The organism is Kitasatospora fiedleri, assembly GCF_948472415.1.
Taxonomy (GTDB): domain Bacteria; phylum Actinomycetota; class Actinomycetes; order Streptomycetales; family Streptomycetaceae; genus Kitasatospora; species Kitasatospora fiedleri.
This window is the reverse complement of sequence record NZ_OX419519.1, coordinates 4,830,509-4,846,086: the sequence shown is the minus strand read 5'-3', so window position 1 is coordinate 4,846,086 and position 15,578 is coordinate 4,830,509. Positions and strand designations below refer to the sequence as shown.

General features: G+C 76.3%; 7 protein-coding genes and 1 pseudogene. 1 reads left to right on the top strand and 7 read right to left on the bottom strand.

Going from position 1 to position 15,578, the window contains the following annotated elements:
- Positions 1 to 84: 84 nt before the first annotated feature.
- The 3 genes and pseudogenes from QMQ26_RS22395 to QMQ26_RS22385 form a co-directional block, all read right to left on the bottom strand.
- Positions 85 to 3,272 (bottom strand): annotated as a pseudogene (locus QMQ26_RS22395) (ATP-dependent DNA helicase).
- Complete coding sequence (locus QMQ26_RS22390; RefSeq protein WP_282202487.1) at positions 3,259 to 6,546, bottom strand: ATP-dependent helicase; 3,288 nt, start codon at positions 6,544 to 6,546, stop codon at positions 3,259 to 3,261. Before QMQ26_RS22390 ends, QMQ26_RS22395 begins: the two are co-directional and overlap by 14 nt.
- Before the next feature lie 132 nt (positions 6,547 to 6,678).
- Entirely contained in the window at positions 6,679 to 7,017 is a 339-nt protein-coding gene (locus tag QMQ26_RS22385) for an MGMT family protein (protein WP_282202486.1), read from the bottom strand.
- 133 nt (positions 7,018 to 7,150) lie between these two features.
- On the opposite strand from QMQ26_RS22385, the gene QMQ26_RS22380 reads away from it, so the two are divergent.
- Positions 7,151 to 9,901 (top strand): lysylphosphatidylglycerol synthase transmembrane domain-containing protein, encoded by a 2,751-nt coding sequence (locus tag QMQ26_RS22380; protein ID WP_282202485.1) that lies wholly within the window; start codon positions 7,151 to 7,153, stop codon positions 9,899 to 9,901.
- An 88-nt stretch (positions 9,902 to 9,989) separates the two neighbouring features.
- Here the strand turns inward: QMQ26_RS22380 and moeZ are convergent, their stop codons facing one another.
- The 4 genes from moeZ to QMQ26_RS22360 all read right to left on the bottom strand — a co-directional run bounded on the left by moeZ (position 9,990) and on the right by QMQ26_RS22360 (position 15,306).
- Positions 9,990 to 11,168, bottom strand: a complete 1,179-nt coding sequence (moeZ, locus tag QMQ26_RS22375) for an adenylyltransferase/sulfurtransferase MoeZ (RefSeq protein ID WP_100836457.1) — start codon at positions 11,166 to 11,168, stop codon at positions 9,990 to 9,992.
- 160 nt (positions 11,169 to 11,328) lie between these two features.
- Positions 11,329 to 12,273 (bottom strand): NAD-dependent epimerase/dehydratase family protein, encoded by a 945-nt coding sequence (locus tag QMQ26_RS22370; RefSeq protein WP_100836458.1) that lies wholly within the window; start codon positions 12,271 to 12,273, stop codon positions 11,329 to 11,331.
- A 352-nt stretch (positions 12,274 to 12,625) separates the two neighbouring features.
- Positions 12,626 to 13,690, bottom strand: a complete 1,065-nt coding sequence (locus QMQ26_RS22365; protein WP_282202484.1) for a hypothetical protein — start codon at positions 13,688 to 13,690, stop codon at positions 12,626 to 12,628.
- Positions 13,687 to 15,306, bottom strand: coding sequence for a DUF3492 domain-containing protein (locus QMQ26_RS22360; RefSeq protein WP_282202483.1), 1,620 nt, complete (start codon positions 15,304 to 15,306; stop codon positions 13,687 to 13,689). The genes QMQ26_RS22365 and QMQ26_RS22360 overlap by 4 nt, the downstream gene beginning before the upstream one ends.
- Between the last annotated feature and the right edge of the window lie 272 nt (positions 15,307 to 15,578).

Here is a 15,578-nt window from a genome sequence, read left to right as displayed (position 1 = left end):
GACCCCACAATAGGCACGAAACGTGCAGGGCGCACAGGTTTCGCGTGATCTCGTGACGGGTTGGATGCTCTGAGTGACTCTTTTCTACCTATTCCCGATCAGAAGATCGCTCAACTCCTTTCGGCCAAGAAGTCCTGACGGGGTTTCGATCCGGCCGGAGCGGACGTAGCAGAACGAGGCGGTGACCTGCTCCACCGGAACGCCCGCCTGCTCGGCCCAGGCCAGCCGGTAGACGGCGAGCTGCACCGGGTCGCCGGAGTCCTCCCGGCCGGTCTTCCAGTCGACCACCTCGTAGCGCGGTGACCCTGCGCCACCGCCCGCGTCCCGGTAGACCGCGTCGATCCGGCCGCGCACCACCCGCCCCCGAGCACCAGCTGGAAGGGCGCCTCGACCCGGTACGGGGTGCGGCCGGCGTAGGGACCGCGCAGGAACGCCTCCTTGAGCCGCTCCAGGTCGCGCTCGTCCTCGATCTCCTCGGCCTCCAGGCCGGGCAGCGCGTCGGGGCCGAGCAGCAGCGGCTGGTCGTAGCGGGACTGCACCCAGGCGTGGAAGCGGGTGCCGCGGCGGGCGGCGGGCGCGGGCGGGCGGGGCATCGGGCGGGCCAGGTCGCGGGCGAAGCCGTCCGGGTCGGCGGCCAGCCGCATCAGCTGGGTGGCGGACAGCGAGGCGGGCAGCTCGACGTCCCGGACGGCGCGCCGGGAGCGCTCCAACTCGCCGAGCAGGGCGCTCAGGTCGCGGTCCCAGGAGGCCAGCAGCCGCTGGTCCTCGGCGCCCATCGGCTCCGGCCCGGGGGCGGGCGCGCCGCCCAGCCGCTGCCGCACCACCCGGGCGACCCGTCGGCGGGCATGCTGGGCGGTCGGGTCGAGCGGCAGCGGCCAGGGGGTCTCCACCGACACGTCGAACGCGGGGTTCTCCGCGTCCTGCGCCGGCTCCGCGGCCCAGTGCTCGACCTCGCCGTTGCCGGGCCGCTCGCAGTGCGCGCGCAGCGCGGTCAGGAACTCCGACGGCCCGCGGCGGCGCTTCTGGGTCGGCCCCCACCAGTGCCCGGAGGCCAGCAGCAGCGAGCGCGGCCGGGTGAACGCGACGTAGCCGAGCCGCAGTTCCTCGACCGCGCCGTGCCGGGCCGTCTCCTGCTTGAACCGGCCCATCCCCTTGGCGTCCCAGGCCGGGTCGGCGGGCAGCGTGGCGGCGTCGCCGCGCAGGGCGTGCGGCAGCACCCGGCGGGTGGAGGTCCAGCGCTCGCGCCCCTGGCCGGACGGGAAGCCCCCCTTGACCAGGCCGGGGACGGCGACCACGTCCCACTCCAGGCCCTTGGACTTGTGCGCGGTGAGCACCTTGACGGTGTCCTCGCCGCCGGGCAGCCCGGCGTCCAGGCCGCGCTCGTACTCCTGGGCGGCGCGCAGGAAGCCCAGGAAGGCGGCCAGGCCGGGGTCGCCGTCCAGGTCGGCGAAGGAGGCGGCGATGTCCAGGAAGGAGTGCAGCGTCTCCCGGCGGCGGGCGGCCAGCGCCAGCGGGGAGGCGGAGAGCTCGACCTCCAGGCCGGTGACGGTGAGCACCCGGTGCAGGACGTCCATCAGCGGTTCGGCCAGCGCCCGGCGCAGTTCGCGGATCTCCCGGGCGAAGCGGGCGAAGCGGACCCGCGCCTCGGGCGAGAACGGCAGGTCGTCGGGCTGCTCGGCGTCGACGAAGGTCTCCAGCGCGTCGGCCAGCGAGACCACCTCGGTCGGGTCGGTCCCGGCCACGGCGGCGGCCAGCGGGTCCTGCTCGCCGGGGCGGGCGGTGCGGACCAGCTCGGCGGCCCGGCGGCCGAGCAGGGCCAGGTCGCGCGGGCCGGTGCGCCAGCGCGGGCCGATCAGCAGCCGGACCAGGGCGGCGTTGGCGGTCGGGTCCTGGAGCACCTCGCAGACCGCCACCAGGTCCGCCACCTCCGGGAGTTGGAGCAGCCCGCCGAGGCCGACCACCTCGACCGGGACCTGCCGGGCGACCAGCGCGGCGTGCAGGTCGGGGAAGGCGCCGCCGGCCCGGCAGAGCACCGCGATCCGGCCGGGCGCGGTGCCGGTGCGCACCAGGTGGGCGATCGAGTCGGCCAGCCAGTCGACCTCCTCGGCGTGGGTGGGCAGCAGCGCGGCCCGCACGTAGCCGTCGAGTTCGGCGCCGGGGGCCGGGCGCAGCGCCGCCACGCCCTCGTGCATCTCGCGCAGCGGGGCGGCGAGTTCGTTGGCGAAGGCGAGCAGCCGGCCGCCGCTGCGGCGGTTCTCGCTGAGCGAGAAGCGGTGCGCCGGGCCGCCGTCGGCGCGCGGGAAGTGCCGCGGGAAGTCGTCCAGGTTGGCGACCGAGGCGCCGCGCCAGCCGTAGATCGCCTGGCAGGGGTCGCCGACCGCGGTGACGGGGTGCCCGGCCCCGGCGGAGCCGCCGAACAGGCCCGCCAGCATGAGGCGCTGGGCGACGGAGGTGTCCTGGTACTCGTCCAGCAGCACCACCCGGTACTGCTCGCGCAGCAGCCGGCCGACCTCGGGGCGCTGCTGGGCCAGCCGGGCGGAGGCGGCGATCTGGTCGCCGAAGTCGAGCAGGCCGAGCTTCTGCTTGCGGGCCCGGTAGTCCTCGACCAGCTGCAGCAGTTCCTGCCGGCCGCGGGCGGCCTTCGGGACGGCCCGCAGGTCCTCGTTGGAGAGCCTGACGGTGGCCAGCCGGTCGAGCAGCTCCTGGTCGTACGCGCGCAGCCGTGCGGGCTCGACCAGGTGCTCGGCGAGTTCGGAGTCCAGCGCGATGATCTCGGCGACCAGCGCGCTGAAGGTGCCGGTGAGCGCCGGGAACGGGCCGCGGGCCTGGCGCAGGACCCGGGCGGCGAGCTGGAAGCGGGTGGCGTCGGCGAGCAGCCGGACGTCGGGTTCGATGCCCAGGCGCAGGCCGTGCTCCTTGAGCAGGGTGCCGGCGAAGGCGTGGTAGGTGGAGACCTGCGGTTCGCCGAGGGCGTCCTCGTCCGCCGCGCGGACCCCGGCCCGCAGCAGGGCGGCGCGGACGCGTTCGGCGAGTTCGCCGGCCGCCTTGTTGGTGAAGGTCAGGCCGAGCACCTGCTCGGGGCGGACCGCGCCGGAGCCGACCAGCCAGACCACCCGGGCGGCCATCACGGTGGTCTTGCCGGAGCCCGCGCCGGCCACGATCACGCCGGGCTCCATGGGCGCGCCGAGGGCCGCCAGCTGCTCGTCGTTGAACGGGACGCCGAGCAGGTCGCGGAGCTGGGCCGGGTGCCGGAGCGGCTCAGTCGACGACATGCCGCCCGTCCCGCTGCGCGGAGCAGCTGCCGCGGAAGGAGCAGCGCCCGCAGCGCTCGCCCGCGGTGGGGGTGAACCTCTCGGCGAGCACCTTCCCGGCGGTGGTGACCAGCAGGTCCTCGATCCAGGGGGTGCTCTCCTCGGGCAGCTGCCGCTGCACCTTGGGGGCCTCCGGGTCGCCCTTGGCGGGTTCGCGCAGGTGCACCAGCTCGGCCCCGCCGGGGGTGGCGCCGTGCTCGAAGCCGGGCAGCGGGTCGAGCGCGCCGTTGCCCACCGCCAGCTGGTAGACGGCGAGTTGGCGGTGCTCGGGCAGCGACTTGTCGGTCGGGACCTGCTTGCCGGTCTTGAAGTCGACGACGTAGGCGCGGCCCGCGGCGTCGGTCTCCACCCGGTCCATCGAGCCGCGGACGCGCACCGCGACGCCGCCGACCTCCAGCGTCAGGTCGAAGCCGTGCTCGGTGGCGACGGTGGTGCGCCCGCGCTCCAGCACGTGCCAGCGCAGGAAGCGCTCCAGGGCGGCCCGGGCCTCGCCCTTCTCCTGGGCGGACTTCCACGGCGCGTCGAAGGCCAGCGCGTCCCAGACGGTGTCCAGGCGCTCCATCAGGACGGCCAGGTCGGCGGGGGTGCGGCCGGAGCCGACCTCGTCGGCGAGGGCGTGCACCACGTTGCCGAAGCCCTGGGCGGCGGAGGCGGTGGTGCCCGCCCTGACGTCCTTCTCCAGGAACCACTGGAGCGTGCAGGACTCCAGCTGCTCCAGGCCGCTGCCGGAGAGCCCGACGGGCTGCCCGGGCTCGCGCAGCGGCTGCGGGGCGGCGGTGGGGTCGTCCAGGCCCCACCACTGGTCGGGATGGGCGGCGGGGACGAGCGGACGGCCCTCCTCGTCCAGGGCGGCGGCCAGGGTGGCGAGCCGTTCGGCGGCGGCCCGGCGCAGCTGCGGGGAGCGGGCCGGGTCGACGGTGACGGCGCGCAGCTCGGCGACCAGCGCGGGCACCGACAGCGGGCGGCGCGGCCGGGAGGTGACGTCGGCGACCCTGACCGGCGGGGTGCGCTCCAGCACCTTGCCGGTGCGCGGGTCGAGCGTCTCGCGGTAGAGCTCGCGCAGGAAGCGGGAGGGCTCGTCGCCGTCCTCGGCCGGGGCCTTGACGGCGGTGACCACCAGCCGGTCCTTGGCCCGGGTCGCGGCGACGTAGAACAGCCGGCGCTCCTCGGCGAGCAGCGCGCCCGCCGACAGCGGCTCGGCCAGGCCGTCGCGGCCGATCCGGTCGGCCTCCAGCAGCGAGCCGCGGCGGCGCAGGTCGGGCCAGAGGCCCTCCTGGACGCCGGCGACGACGACCAGCCGCCACTCCAGGCCCTTGGAGCGGTGCGCGGTCATCAGCCGGACGGCGTCGGGGCGCACCGCGCGCACGTGCAGGGTGTCGGCGGCGATGTCCTGGGCCTCGACCTCGGCGAGCAGGTCGAGCGCGCCGCGGTGGCCGGTGACCCGCTCCTCGGCGCGGGCCGCGGTCTCGAACAGGGCGCACAGCGCGTCCAGGTCCCGGTCGGCGTTGCGCCCGGCGGGGCCGCCGCGCAGGGCGGCCCGCTCCAGCCGCTCGCGCCAGCGCCGGGAGCCGTCCCACAGCTCCCACAGCGCGTCCTCGGCGCTCGCGCCGCCGGCCAGCAGCTCCCGGACCTTGCGCAGCAGCGTGCCCAGCTCGTACGCGCGGCGGGCGTAGGGGGCGGCCAGCAGGGCGAGCAGTTCGGGCTGCTCCAGGGCCTCGCGGATCAGCTCCTCGGCGGGGCGGACCGCCCCGGGGGCGCCCTCGGCGGCCAGCGCCCGGCGCTCCTCCTCGCGCAGGGTGCGGCCGAGGCGGCGCAGGTCGGAGCCGTCCAGGGCGGCGAGCGGGCCGGTGAGCAGGGTGTGCGCGAGGTCGGCGGTGAGCGCGCCGGGGCCCTCGGCGCACACCCGCAGGGCGAGCAGCAGCGGGACGACGGCGCTCTCCTCGCGCAGCGGCAGGTCGTCGCCGTCGATCTCCAGCGGGACGCCGGCGGCGGTCAGCGCGCGGCGCACCGCCGGTATGGTCCGGGACCCGGCCCGGACCAGCACGGCCATCTCGCCCCAGGGCACGCCGTCCTCCAGGTGGGCGCGGCGCAGCAGGTCGGCGACCGAGTCGAGCTCGGCGCCGGGCGTCGGGTAGGTGTACACCTCGACGGCGCCGCCCTCCCGCCCGTGGCCGGCCGCGGAGGGCAGCAGGGCGCGGTGCGCGGCGAGCTTGTCGGCGGGCAGCCGGCCCATCGGCATCCGGCGGGCCAGCTCCCGGGAGGCGGCCAGCAGCACCGGCCGGGAGCGCCGGGAGACCCGCAGCACCTTGACCTCGGCGGGGCTGCCGTCGGCGCGCGGGAAGGCGTGCGGGAACTCCAGGATGCCGTTCACGTCGGCGCCGCGGAAGGCGTAGATCGACTGGTCGGGGTCGCCGACCGCGACCAGGTCCCGGCCGCCGCCGGCCAGCCGCTGCAGCAGCCGGACCTGGGCCGGGTCGGTGTCCTGGTACTCGTCGACGAACACCGCGTCGTAGCGCCCGCGCAGCCCGGCGGCGACGTCCGGGCGCTCGGCGAGCAGCACGGCGCGGTGCACCAGCTCGGCGTAGTCCAGCACGCCGCGCAGGTCCAGCACGTCCAGGTACTCGGCCAGGAAGTGCGCGGCGGCGGCCCAGTCGGGGCGCTGCACGCCCCGGGCGAAGCGCTCCAGCTCCGCCTCGCCCAGGCCCAGCTCGCGGCTGCGGGCGAGCACGGCGCGCACCTCGTCGGCGAAGCCGCGGGTGGTCAGGCAGGCCCGCAGGTCGAGCGGCCAGTCGATGGTGCCGGCGCCCGCCCTCGCGTCCTCGGCGCCGCCGGCCAGCAGCTCGCGGACCATCACGTCCTGCTCGGGGCCGGAGAGCAGCCGCAGCGGCTCGGCGTACTCCTCGGGCGCCTGGTGGGTGCGGAGCAGGGCGTAGCAGAACGAGTGGAAGGTGGTGGCCTGCGGGGCGGTGGCGCCGATCCGGGCGGTCATCCGGTCGCGCAGCTCCATCGCGGCCCGGCGGCTGAAGGTCAGCACCAGGACGCGTTCGGGCGCGGTGCCGTCGGCGACCCGCCGGGCGACCGCCTCGACCAGCGTGGTGGTCTTGCCGGTGCCGGGCCCGGCGAGCACCAGCAGCGGCCCCGACGCGTGCTCGACCACCGCCTGCTGGAAGGAGTCCAGCTGGGGCGGGTCGGGCTGGGCGAGGGGGCTGCGCACCAGGCGGAACGGTGAGGTCACTGCGGTCCAGGGTCGTACGGCGGTTCAGGCGGTTCAGGCGGTTCGGGCGGTCCGGCGGCGGGCCGGGGGGCGGGCTCGCCCGACGAGCCTACGATCCTGCACCCACAGACCCCTCCGGCGCACCTCTCCCGGTCAGACCCCTCCGTCCCAGCGGGCGGCCCGCAGGTCGACCCGCGGCTCGCCGCCGACGGTGCGCAGCGGGGTGCCCTCGGCCCGGTACTCGGGCAGCGCCCGGTGCTCGTGGCCGGGCAGCGGCCGCCCGTCCGCCCGGATCACCCGCCACCACGGCACCGGCGCCCCGTACAGCGCCATCACCCGGCCGACCTGCCGGGGGCCGCCGCGGCCCAGGTACTCGGCGACGTCCCCGTACGTCATCACCCGGCCGGGCGGGATGCGCTCGGCGAGGTCGAGCACGGCCTCGGCGTACGGCGGGATCTCGGGGACGTCCTCGGGCTCGGTCATCCGACGCATTCTTCCCCATCCGGTCGATTTCCAGCACCCCGTGCGGGCGACCCGGCGCGCGGGATGCCGCCCCTGGACCGCACCCGGGTGGCGGGCATGGCAGCATCTTCGGGGCAGTGCGACACACCAGGACGAAGACCAGATGACCGGGACGGCGGAATTGAACGTGGACGAGGGCTCCGAGCAGCCCGCCACCGACGGTTCCGCCGCGCGGGGCCCCGCCGCCCCGCCGGTCGACCTGCGCCACCGGGCACGGGACGCGCACCACACGGGGGAGGAAGCGGTGGCCGCACAGCTGCCGCCGGACGGCGGGCCGGACCGGCCGCCGGACGGACCGGACGAGCCCTACGGACCGGACGGGCCGCCGGACGAGCCCTACGGCCCGGGCGGGGACCAGCCCGCCGAGGAGCCGGCCGGCGAGTACCTGGCCGTCGACGAGCCGCTGCTCGCCCCGCGCGCGCACCGGCCGTCCGACCTGCTGCGCTTCCTGGCCGGGCTGTTCGGCATCATCGCGGTGTTCGTGCTGGCGCAGGTGGCGGTCTCCACCACCACCGGCATCGAGAACGACATCACGGTCAACGCCAACCGCATCCCCGGCGTGCTGTCCAAGATCTCCGCGCTGGTGTCCTCGGTCGCGGTGCTGACCGTGCCGCTGGCCTTCGCCGTCGAGCGGCTGATCAAACGCGACGGCCTGCGGGTGGCCGACGGCGTGCTCGCCTCGGTGCTGGCGTACGGCGTCTCGCTGGGCGTCGACTGGTGGGTGGCCGCCGGCGCGCCCGAGGAGATCCGCAACGCGCTGACGCAGAGCTCCCCCGGCAGCGACACGCTCACCGACCCGGTGCACGGCTACCTGGCGCCGGTGATCGCCTACATGACGGCGGTCGGCATGTCGAGCCGCCCGCGCTGGCGGGTCGCCCTGTGGGTGGTGGTGATCCTCTCCGGCGCCGCCGAGCTGATCAACGGCAACACCACCCCGCTCTCCCTGGTGCTGACCGTCCTGATCGGCTGGTCGGTGGCGTACGGCACGCTGTACGCGATCGGCTCGCCGAACATCCGCCCCACCGGGCAGCACCTGATGATCGGCCTGCGCAAGGTCGGCTTCGTCCCGTCCGCCGCGCACCTGGCCCCGCCCGCGCCCGGCGGCACCCGCCGCTACCTGGTCACCCAGCAGACCGGCCCGCTGCTGGACGTGCACATCATCGACCGCGAGCAGCAGGCGTCCGGCTTCTTCTACCGCGCCTGGCGGCGGCTGCGGCTGCGCTCCGTCGCGGTCCGCCGCAGCCCCCAGTCACTGCGCCAGGCGCTGGAGCAGGAGGCCCTGATCGCGTACGCGGCGGCCGCCTCCGGGGCCCGCGCCCCGCAGCTGGTCGCCACCTCCGAGCTGGGCCCGGACGCCGCGATCCTGGTCTACGAGAACGTGGCCGGGCGGACGCTGGACGACCTGGCCGACGAGGAGGTCACCGACGCGGTGATGGCCTCGTTCTGGAAGTCCGTCGCCACCCTGCACGAGCGCCGGATCGCGCACCGCCGGCTCACCGGCGAGTCGCTGCTGGTGGTCGACGAGCAGACCGGCTGCCTGGTCAACCTCTCCGGCGGCGACATCGCGGCCGGCGACCTGACCCTGCGCATCGACGTCGCCCAGCTGATCACCACCTTCGCCCTGCGGATCGGCCCGGAGCGCGCGGTGGCCGTCGCCACCGCCGTCCTCGGCCCGACCCGGATCGCCGAGGCGCTGCCGCTGCTGCAACCCGTCGGCCTGAGCCGGCAGACCCGCGGCGACCTCCAGCGGATGACCAAGGAGCGCAAGGCCGCCGCCCAGGCGCTGGCCCTCCGGCAGGTCGCCGCCGGGGAGCGCACCCAGCAGCAGGCCGAGGAGGACATCGCCCAGGCCGGCGAGGACCTGCTGGCCCGGATTCGGGCGCAGATCCTGCAGATCGCCCCGGAGGCCCCGCTGGAGCCCGCCAAGCTGGAGCGCCTCAAGCCCAAGACCCTGATCATGGTGGTGGCGCTCACCTTCGCCGCCTACCTGGCCCTGACCACCATCCGGCCGGACCAGTTCAAGGTCTCCCAGATGAACTGGGCCTGGGCCTCGGTCGCGCTGGCCGCCTCGGCGTTCTCGTACGTGGCCGCCGCGATGAGCCTGACCGGCTTCGTCCCGGAGAAGCTCCCGTTCTGGCGCACCGTCGCCGCCCAGCTGGCCGGCTCCTTCGTGAAGCTGGTCGCCCCGGCGGCGGTCGGCGGCATCGCCCTGAACACCCGCTACCTGCAGAAGGCCGGCATCCGCCCGGTCCAGGCGGTCGCCTCGGTCGGCGCCTCCCAGCTGGCCGGCCTCGGCGGCCACCTGCTGCTGCTGTTCGCCTTCGGCCTGATCACCGGCTCACAGACCAACGGCGACCTCGGCGCCTCCCGGGCCGTCATCATCGGCGTCCTCACCGCGGCCGTGCTGGCCCTGGTGGTGGCCGCGGTCGGCCCGCTGCGCCGCTTCGTGGTGACCCGGGTCCGCTCCCTGCTGTTCGGCGTGATCCCGCGGATGCTCGACCTGATGCAGACCCCCCGCAAGCTGATCACCGGCTTCGGCGGCATCCTCCTGCTGACGCTCTCCTTCACCGCCTGCCTGGACGCCTCCGTGCACGCGTTCGGCGGCGGCGCCAACGTCACCTACGCGGCCGTGGCCGTGGTCTTCCTCACCGCGAACGCGGCCGGCTCCGCGATCCCCACCCCGGGCGGCATCGGCCCGGTCGAGATCGCCCTGATCACCGCCCTGACCGTGGCCGGCGTCCCCGCCACCGCGGCCACCCCGGCGGTCTTCCTCTACCGGCTGCTCACCTTCTGGCTCCCGGTCGCCCCAGGCTGGGGCGCCTACAACGTCCTCCACCGCAGGAACGCCCTCTAGCGCCGCGGCAGGCCCCCGGACACACGGAACCGCCCGGCCGGGGGACGTTCCCCGACCGGGCGGTCGTCGCGCGGAAGGCCCGGGTCCGTCAGTAGACGGGCTTCTCCGGCTCGATCTGGTTGACCCAGCCGATCACGCCGCCGCCCAGGTGCACCGCGTCCGCGAAGCCCGCGGACTTGAGGACCGCGAGGACCTCGGCGGAGCGCACGCCGGTCTTGCAGTGCAGCACGATGCGCCTGTCCTGCGGCAGGTCCTGCAGGGCGTTGCCCATCAGGAACTCGTTCTTCGGGATCAGGCGGGCGCCCGGGATGCTGACGATCTCGTACTCGTTGACCTCGCGGACGTCGATGATGTCGATCGGCTCGCCGTTGTCGATCCACTCCTTGAGCTGCTTGGAGGTGATCGTCGAACCGACCGCCGCCGCGCTGGCCTCCTCCGAGACCACGCCGCAGAACGACTCGTAGTCGATCAGCTCGGTGACCGTCGGGTTCTCGCCGCAGACGGCGCAGTTCGGGTCCTTGCGGACCTTCACCGAGCGGTACTGCATCTCCAGGGCGTCGTAGATCATCAGCCGGCCGACCAGCGGCTCGCCGATCCCGGCCAGCAGTTTGATGGCCTCGTTGACCTGGATCGAGCCGATCGAGGCGCACAGCACGCCCAGCACGCCGCCCTCGGCGCAGGACGGGACCATGCCCGGCGGCGGGGCCTCCGGGTAGAGGCAGCGGTAGCAGGGGCCGTGCTCGGCCCAGAACACGCTGGCCTGGCCGTCGAAGCGGTAGATCGAACCCCAGACGTACGGCTTGCCGAGCAGCACCGCGGCGTCGTTCACCAGGTACCGGGTGGCGAAGTTGTCCGTGCCGTCGACGATCAGGTCGTAGCCGGAGAAGATCTCCATCACGTTGTCGTTGTCCAGGCGCTCCTCGTGCAGCACCACCTCGACCAGCGGGTTGATCTCCTTGACCGAGTCGCGCGCGGACTGGGCCTTGGACCGGCCGATGTCGGACTGGCCGTGGATGATCTGGCGCTGCAGGTTCGACTCGTCGACCGTGTCGAACTCGACGATGCCGAGGGTGCCGACACCGGCCGCGGCCAGGTACATCAGGGCCGGGGACCCGAGGCCGCCGGCGCCGACGCACAGCACCTTGGCGTTCTTCAGCCGCTTCTGCCCGTCCATGCCCACGTCGGGAATGATCAGGTGGCGGGAGTACCGGCGGACCTCTTCGACGGTGAGCTCGGCGGCGGGCTCGACCAGGGGTGGCAGCGACACGGGGACTCCGATGGTCGTCAGGTTCTGTTCGACTACGCCAACAGTGTCACGTGCCCGGGGTATTCCAAGACAGCGGGTCCAGTGGGTGAGATGCGCCGCACCGGATGCCGAGACCTAGGTTCCCCGGGCCAACCCCCTGGTCAGGCCCGGCCGTTCCGGTTCACACCCGACAGGCGGTCTCCAGCCAGACGTCCCCGAGGGACTCCTCCAGCGGCACCTGCGTCCGCCATCCGAGACGGTCCCGGGCGGTCCGGACGTCCGCCTGCCGCCACTGCACCGGCTCCACCACCGCCCGCGCCTCCGCGGCCCGCAGCCCCTCCGCGCCCGCCTGCTGCGCGGGCAGCACCACCTGCCGGGCGTCCTCGGTGACGGTGCCCTCGAAGCCGGACGCCCGCACCAGCAGGTGCGCCGCGTCCCGGGCCCGGACGGCGTGGCCGGAGCCGATGTTGATCACCCCGGTGGCGGCCGAGACCGCCGCCGCCTGGATCGCCCGGGCCACGTCCCGGACGTCCACGAAGTCCCGGTAGCCGGACAGGTCCGGCATCCGCACCTGGCTCTCCTCCTGCTCCAGCGCCCGCCGCAGGCCCTCCGCCAGCCGCCCGAACAGCGAGGCCGTCGGCGCCCCCGGCCCGACCACGTCGAACACCCGCAGCACCAGCGCGTCCAGCCCCGAGTTCAGCACCAGCTCGGTGCCCGCCAGCTTCGACACCCCGTACGGACCGACCGGACGCGGCTCCGCGCTCTCCGGGATCGGCCCGCCCGGCTGCGCCGGACCGTACTCGGCCGCCGAGCCCACGTGCACCAGCCGGGCCGGCTCCCGGCTGCGCCGGATCGCCTCGCAGACCGTGGCCACCGCGAGCGTGTTGGACCGGATCAGGGTCCGCGACGTCCCGTACGTGGCACCCGCGCAGTTGATCACCACCTGCGCGGCGACCGCGTCCAGGAACCGGGCCAGCGCGCCCGGACTCCCCGCGGCCAGGTCGAACCGGATGTCGGCGGAATCGCCCCGGCCCAGCACGGTCACCTGGAGCCCCTCCTCCGCCAGCAGCCGATCGGCCACCCGCCGGCCGATGAACCCGTCGGCCCCCAGCAGCAGCACCCTCATCGGGTCCAAGTCCTTCCCTCAGGCCCGGCGACCGCCGGGCGGAACGAGATCTGATCGACACACCGGCCGGCCCGCCGCCCCGGAGCGCGCACCGCCCGGACCCGGCCGGCCCCGGCAGCCGGACCCCCGGCACCCGACGACCGCCCGGCCCGGACGACGTCGGCGACCCGGACCCGGCCGACAGCCGCCGCCCGGAGCCTCGCGGCCCGGGCCCGACCGGCCGCACCGGCCCCACGACGGGCGCCCCACGGCCCCCGGCCCGGGAGCGCGGCCGGACGCCGGGCCCCCGACCGCTCCCGGGCCCGGCCGCCGGCCGCGGCCCCGGCGGGGCCGCCCGTCGCCGGAACGGCCCTCACCGGTACGCCCCCGGCCTCGTGGACGGGGGCCAGGCGCGGCCGGCCAGCAGCAGGGCGGGCCCGAGGGCCGCGGCCGCGAGGCCGCCGGGCGGGGAGGCGTCCAGCCAGTGCGCGGGGCCGGGCAGGGCCAGGACGGCCGCACCGGCGGCGGCGGTGAGGACCGCGACCGCGGCGGTGCCCGGGCGGCCCGCGTCGCGGACCACGGCGGCCAGCAGCGGCAGGGTGCCGAGCACCAGCAGCGCGGCCGGGCCGGTGGCGGGCGCGCCGTCGGCGAGGGCCCAGCCGAGCGCGGCGAGGACGGCCAGCTGCGCCAGCACGGCCAGCGGCAGCGCGAACCGCAGCCGGGAGCGGAACTCCCCCAGCGTGGCGGCCCCGCCCTGCCGCTGACCGAACCGGCGCAGCCAGGCCGCCGCCCCGCCGGCCCCCGCCGCGCCGAACGCGGCGGCGGGCGCGATCCCGGGCGCGGCGGCGGCGAGCAGCGCCAGCAGCAGTCCGGTCCCGGCGCCCTGCCCGAGCGCGGCCCACGGGAAGGCGCCCCGCGCCGGCTCCCGGTCCGGCTCGCCGCCGCCCCACTCCCGACCGGTCAGGCCCTGTCCGTCGTCCGGGCCGTCGTCGTCCGGGCCCCGGCCACCCCGGCCACCCCGTCCCCGGCCCCACCCCTTCCGCCGTCCCCGCCCGCCGTCCGGCCGCTCCGCCAGCGCGGCCCCCGCGCCCGCGCCGAGCAGCACCGCCAGCGCCCCGCCGGGCACCCCGCCGAGCGCGGTCGCGGGCAGCAGCGGCAGCAGGTGGGCGGCGGCGGTGCGCAGGGCGGTGAGCGGCAGGGTGCGCAGCGGTGCGGCGGGCGGGAGCGGTTCGCGGACGGGCGGGCGGCGGGGGACCCGGGCGTACAGCTCCTCGGCGAGGCCGAACACGTCGGCGTGCCGGTAGCGGGTGGCGCCGTCGGCGGCCAGGCCGGAGTCCTCCAGGGCGGCGGCGATCTCCAGCGGGTCGACCGCCTGCTCGCACAAGTCCCGGTTGGTGTCCAGGAGTTCGCGGACCGGGTCGGCGGGTGTGCCGGTCACAGTGCCTCCGCGAGGGCGGGTCCGGCGGCGGCCCGCGCGGGTCGCTCGGGCCGCGCGGACCGCTCGGCCGGGGTCGGCACCACCGGCACGGTCGGCAGCGGGGTCTCCCCGCCGGCCGCCCCGGCCACCCAGTACTCGGCGGGGCGGGCGAACGGCCGGACCGGGGCGCCGGGGCGGGCCGGGAAGGCGGGGTAGCGGGAGACCAGGTCGAGGTAGACCTCGCGGAACGCGCCGACCACGGGTTCCACGGCGAAGCGTTCCTGCGCCCGCAGCCGGCCGGCCAGGCCGAGCCGGGAACGCCGTTCGTGGTCGGTGAGCAGGGCCAGGCAAGCCGCGGCGAGGGCGCGCGGGCTGCGCGGCGGCACCAGCAGTCCGGTGGGGCCGAGCACCTCGCGGGCGACGCCGACCTCGGTGGCGACCACCGCCCGGCCGCTGAGCATGGCGTCGGCGAGCGGGCGGGGGCTGCGCTGGGCGAGCGCGCTGAACACCACGGCGCTGCCGGACTCCCACGCCTCGGCGGACGTCCCGGGCCGTCCGGCGAACTCGACGGCGTCCGCGATGCCGAGCCGTCCGGCGATCGCGGTGCAGTGCGCGAGGTAGCCGGGCGCGCCCTCCTCGCCGTACATCCGGAGTCTGGCGGCGGGCAGTTCGGCCCGGACCCGGGCGAAGGCGTGCAGCATCAGTTCGGGGTCGCGGCCGGGCTCCAGCGCGCCGGCCCAGACCAGCGTCGGCGCCGCGGGCTCGGCCCCGGCGGCGGGCCGGGTGGTGGCGGTGGTGCCCTCGTGGACGATCCGGGTGCGGGCCGGGTCGCCGCCGCAGCGCTGCTGCCACCGCCGGTCGTACTCGCTGCCGGGGGTGAGCACGGCGGCCTGCCGGTAGGTCTCCTCGGTGAGCTGCCGGAAGAAGGACAGCAGCAGGGCCCGCACCGGCCAGCGGTAGGGGGCGCTGCGGTAGCCGCGGTACTGCTCGCGCAGGTGCAGGCCGTGCTCGGTGACCACGAACGGGACGCCGTGCAGTTCGCGGGCGACCAGCGCGGGCAGCGCGGCCGGTCCGCCGCCGACCACGTGGCACAGGTCGGCGCCGCCGAGCCCGGCCGGGCCGGTGCCGTACCAGGGCGCGGACAGCGGCCGCAGGCACTGCTCCAGCAGGTCGGCGGCGACCAGCACGTCGCAGACCAGCGGCTGGCCGCCGGCGGTGTCGGCGCCGGGCATCCGCCAGGTCCGCTCCAGGACGCGGTGCGCGTGGCCGGAGGCGAGGAACGCGGGCAGCGCCTCGTCCTCCCGGCCGAGCGCGGCCAGCCGGTACAGCGCGGGCCCGAACCCGGCCCGCTCGCCGGGCATCACCAGGGCGCGGACGAGCTCCTTGTACGCCTTGAGGTACGACCGGCGGCGCAGCGCGGTCGGTCCGCGCCCGGCGGGGCGGCGGCCCCACATCGGCAGTTCGTGGACGCCGTGCAGGCCGCGGACGCCGCTGGGCGGGGCCTGGCGGTCGGCGGGCAGCAGCCGGTAGAGCCGGAACTCGTGCTCGGGCAGGCCGTCGACCAGGCGGCCGCACCAGCCCCCTCCATCACGCTGTGCGGTGGTGAGGGTGCCCTCGGTGAGCAGAGCGATGCGCACGACGCCTCCAGAGCAGAGCGTTTCGACTGGGTTCACGGCCCTACGACACAGGGGAGTGCGTCCGTGCTCGACGGCCGTCCGGCCGGTGTCCGCTCCCCGCGGCCGCCGCCCTCGCCGTCTCGCCCCCCACACCTGTTCGGTCCGACAACACGACGGTAGAGCGCCGGGCCGAGCCCCCTAGGGGCCCGGCCCGGCTTGCCACACCATCGAGTGAACGCCCGTGACCTCGCGCGTCCCCGTTCCGTTTTCGGCCTTCCGCCGCGTTCCGCGCG

Excerpts from the sequence above, each read along its gene's own strand:
- QMQ26_RS22385 (WP_282202486.1), bottom strand. The coding sequence starts at position 7,017 with ATGCGTCGGATGACCGAGCCCGAGGACGTCCCCGAGATCCCGCCGTAC.
- QMQ26_RS22380 (WP_282202485.1), top strand. The coding sequence starts at position 7,151 with ATGACCGGGACGGCGGAATTGAACGTGGACGAGGGCTCCGAGCAGCCC.
- QMQ26_RS22370 (WP_100836458.1), bottom strand. The coding sequence starts at position 12,273 with ATGAGGGTGCTGCTGCTGGGGGCCGACGGGTTCATCGGCCGGCGGGTG.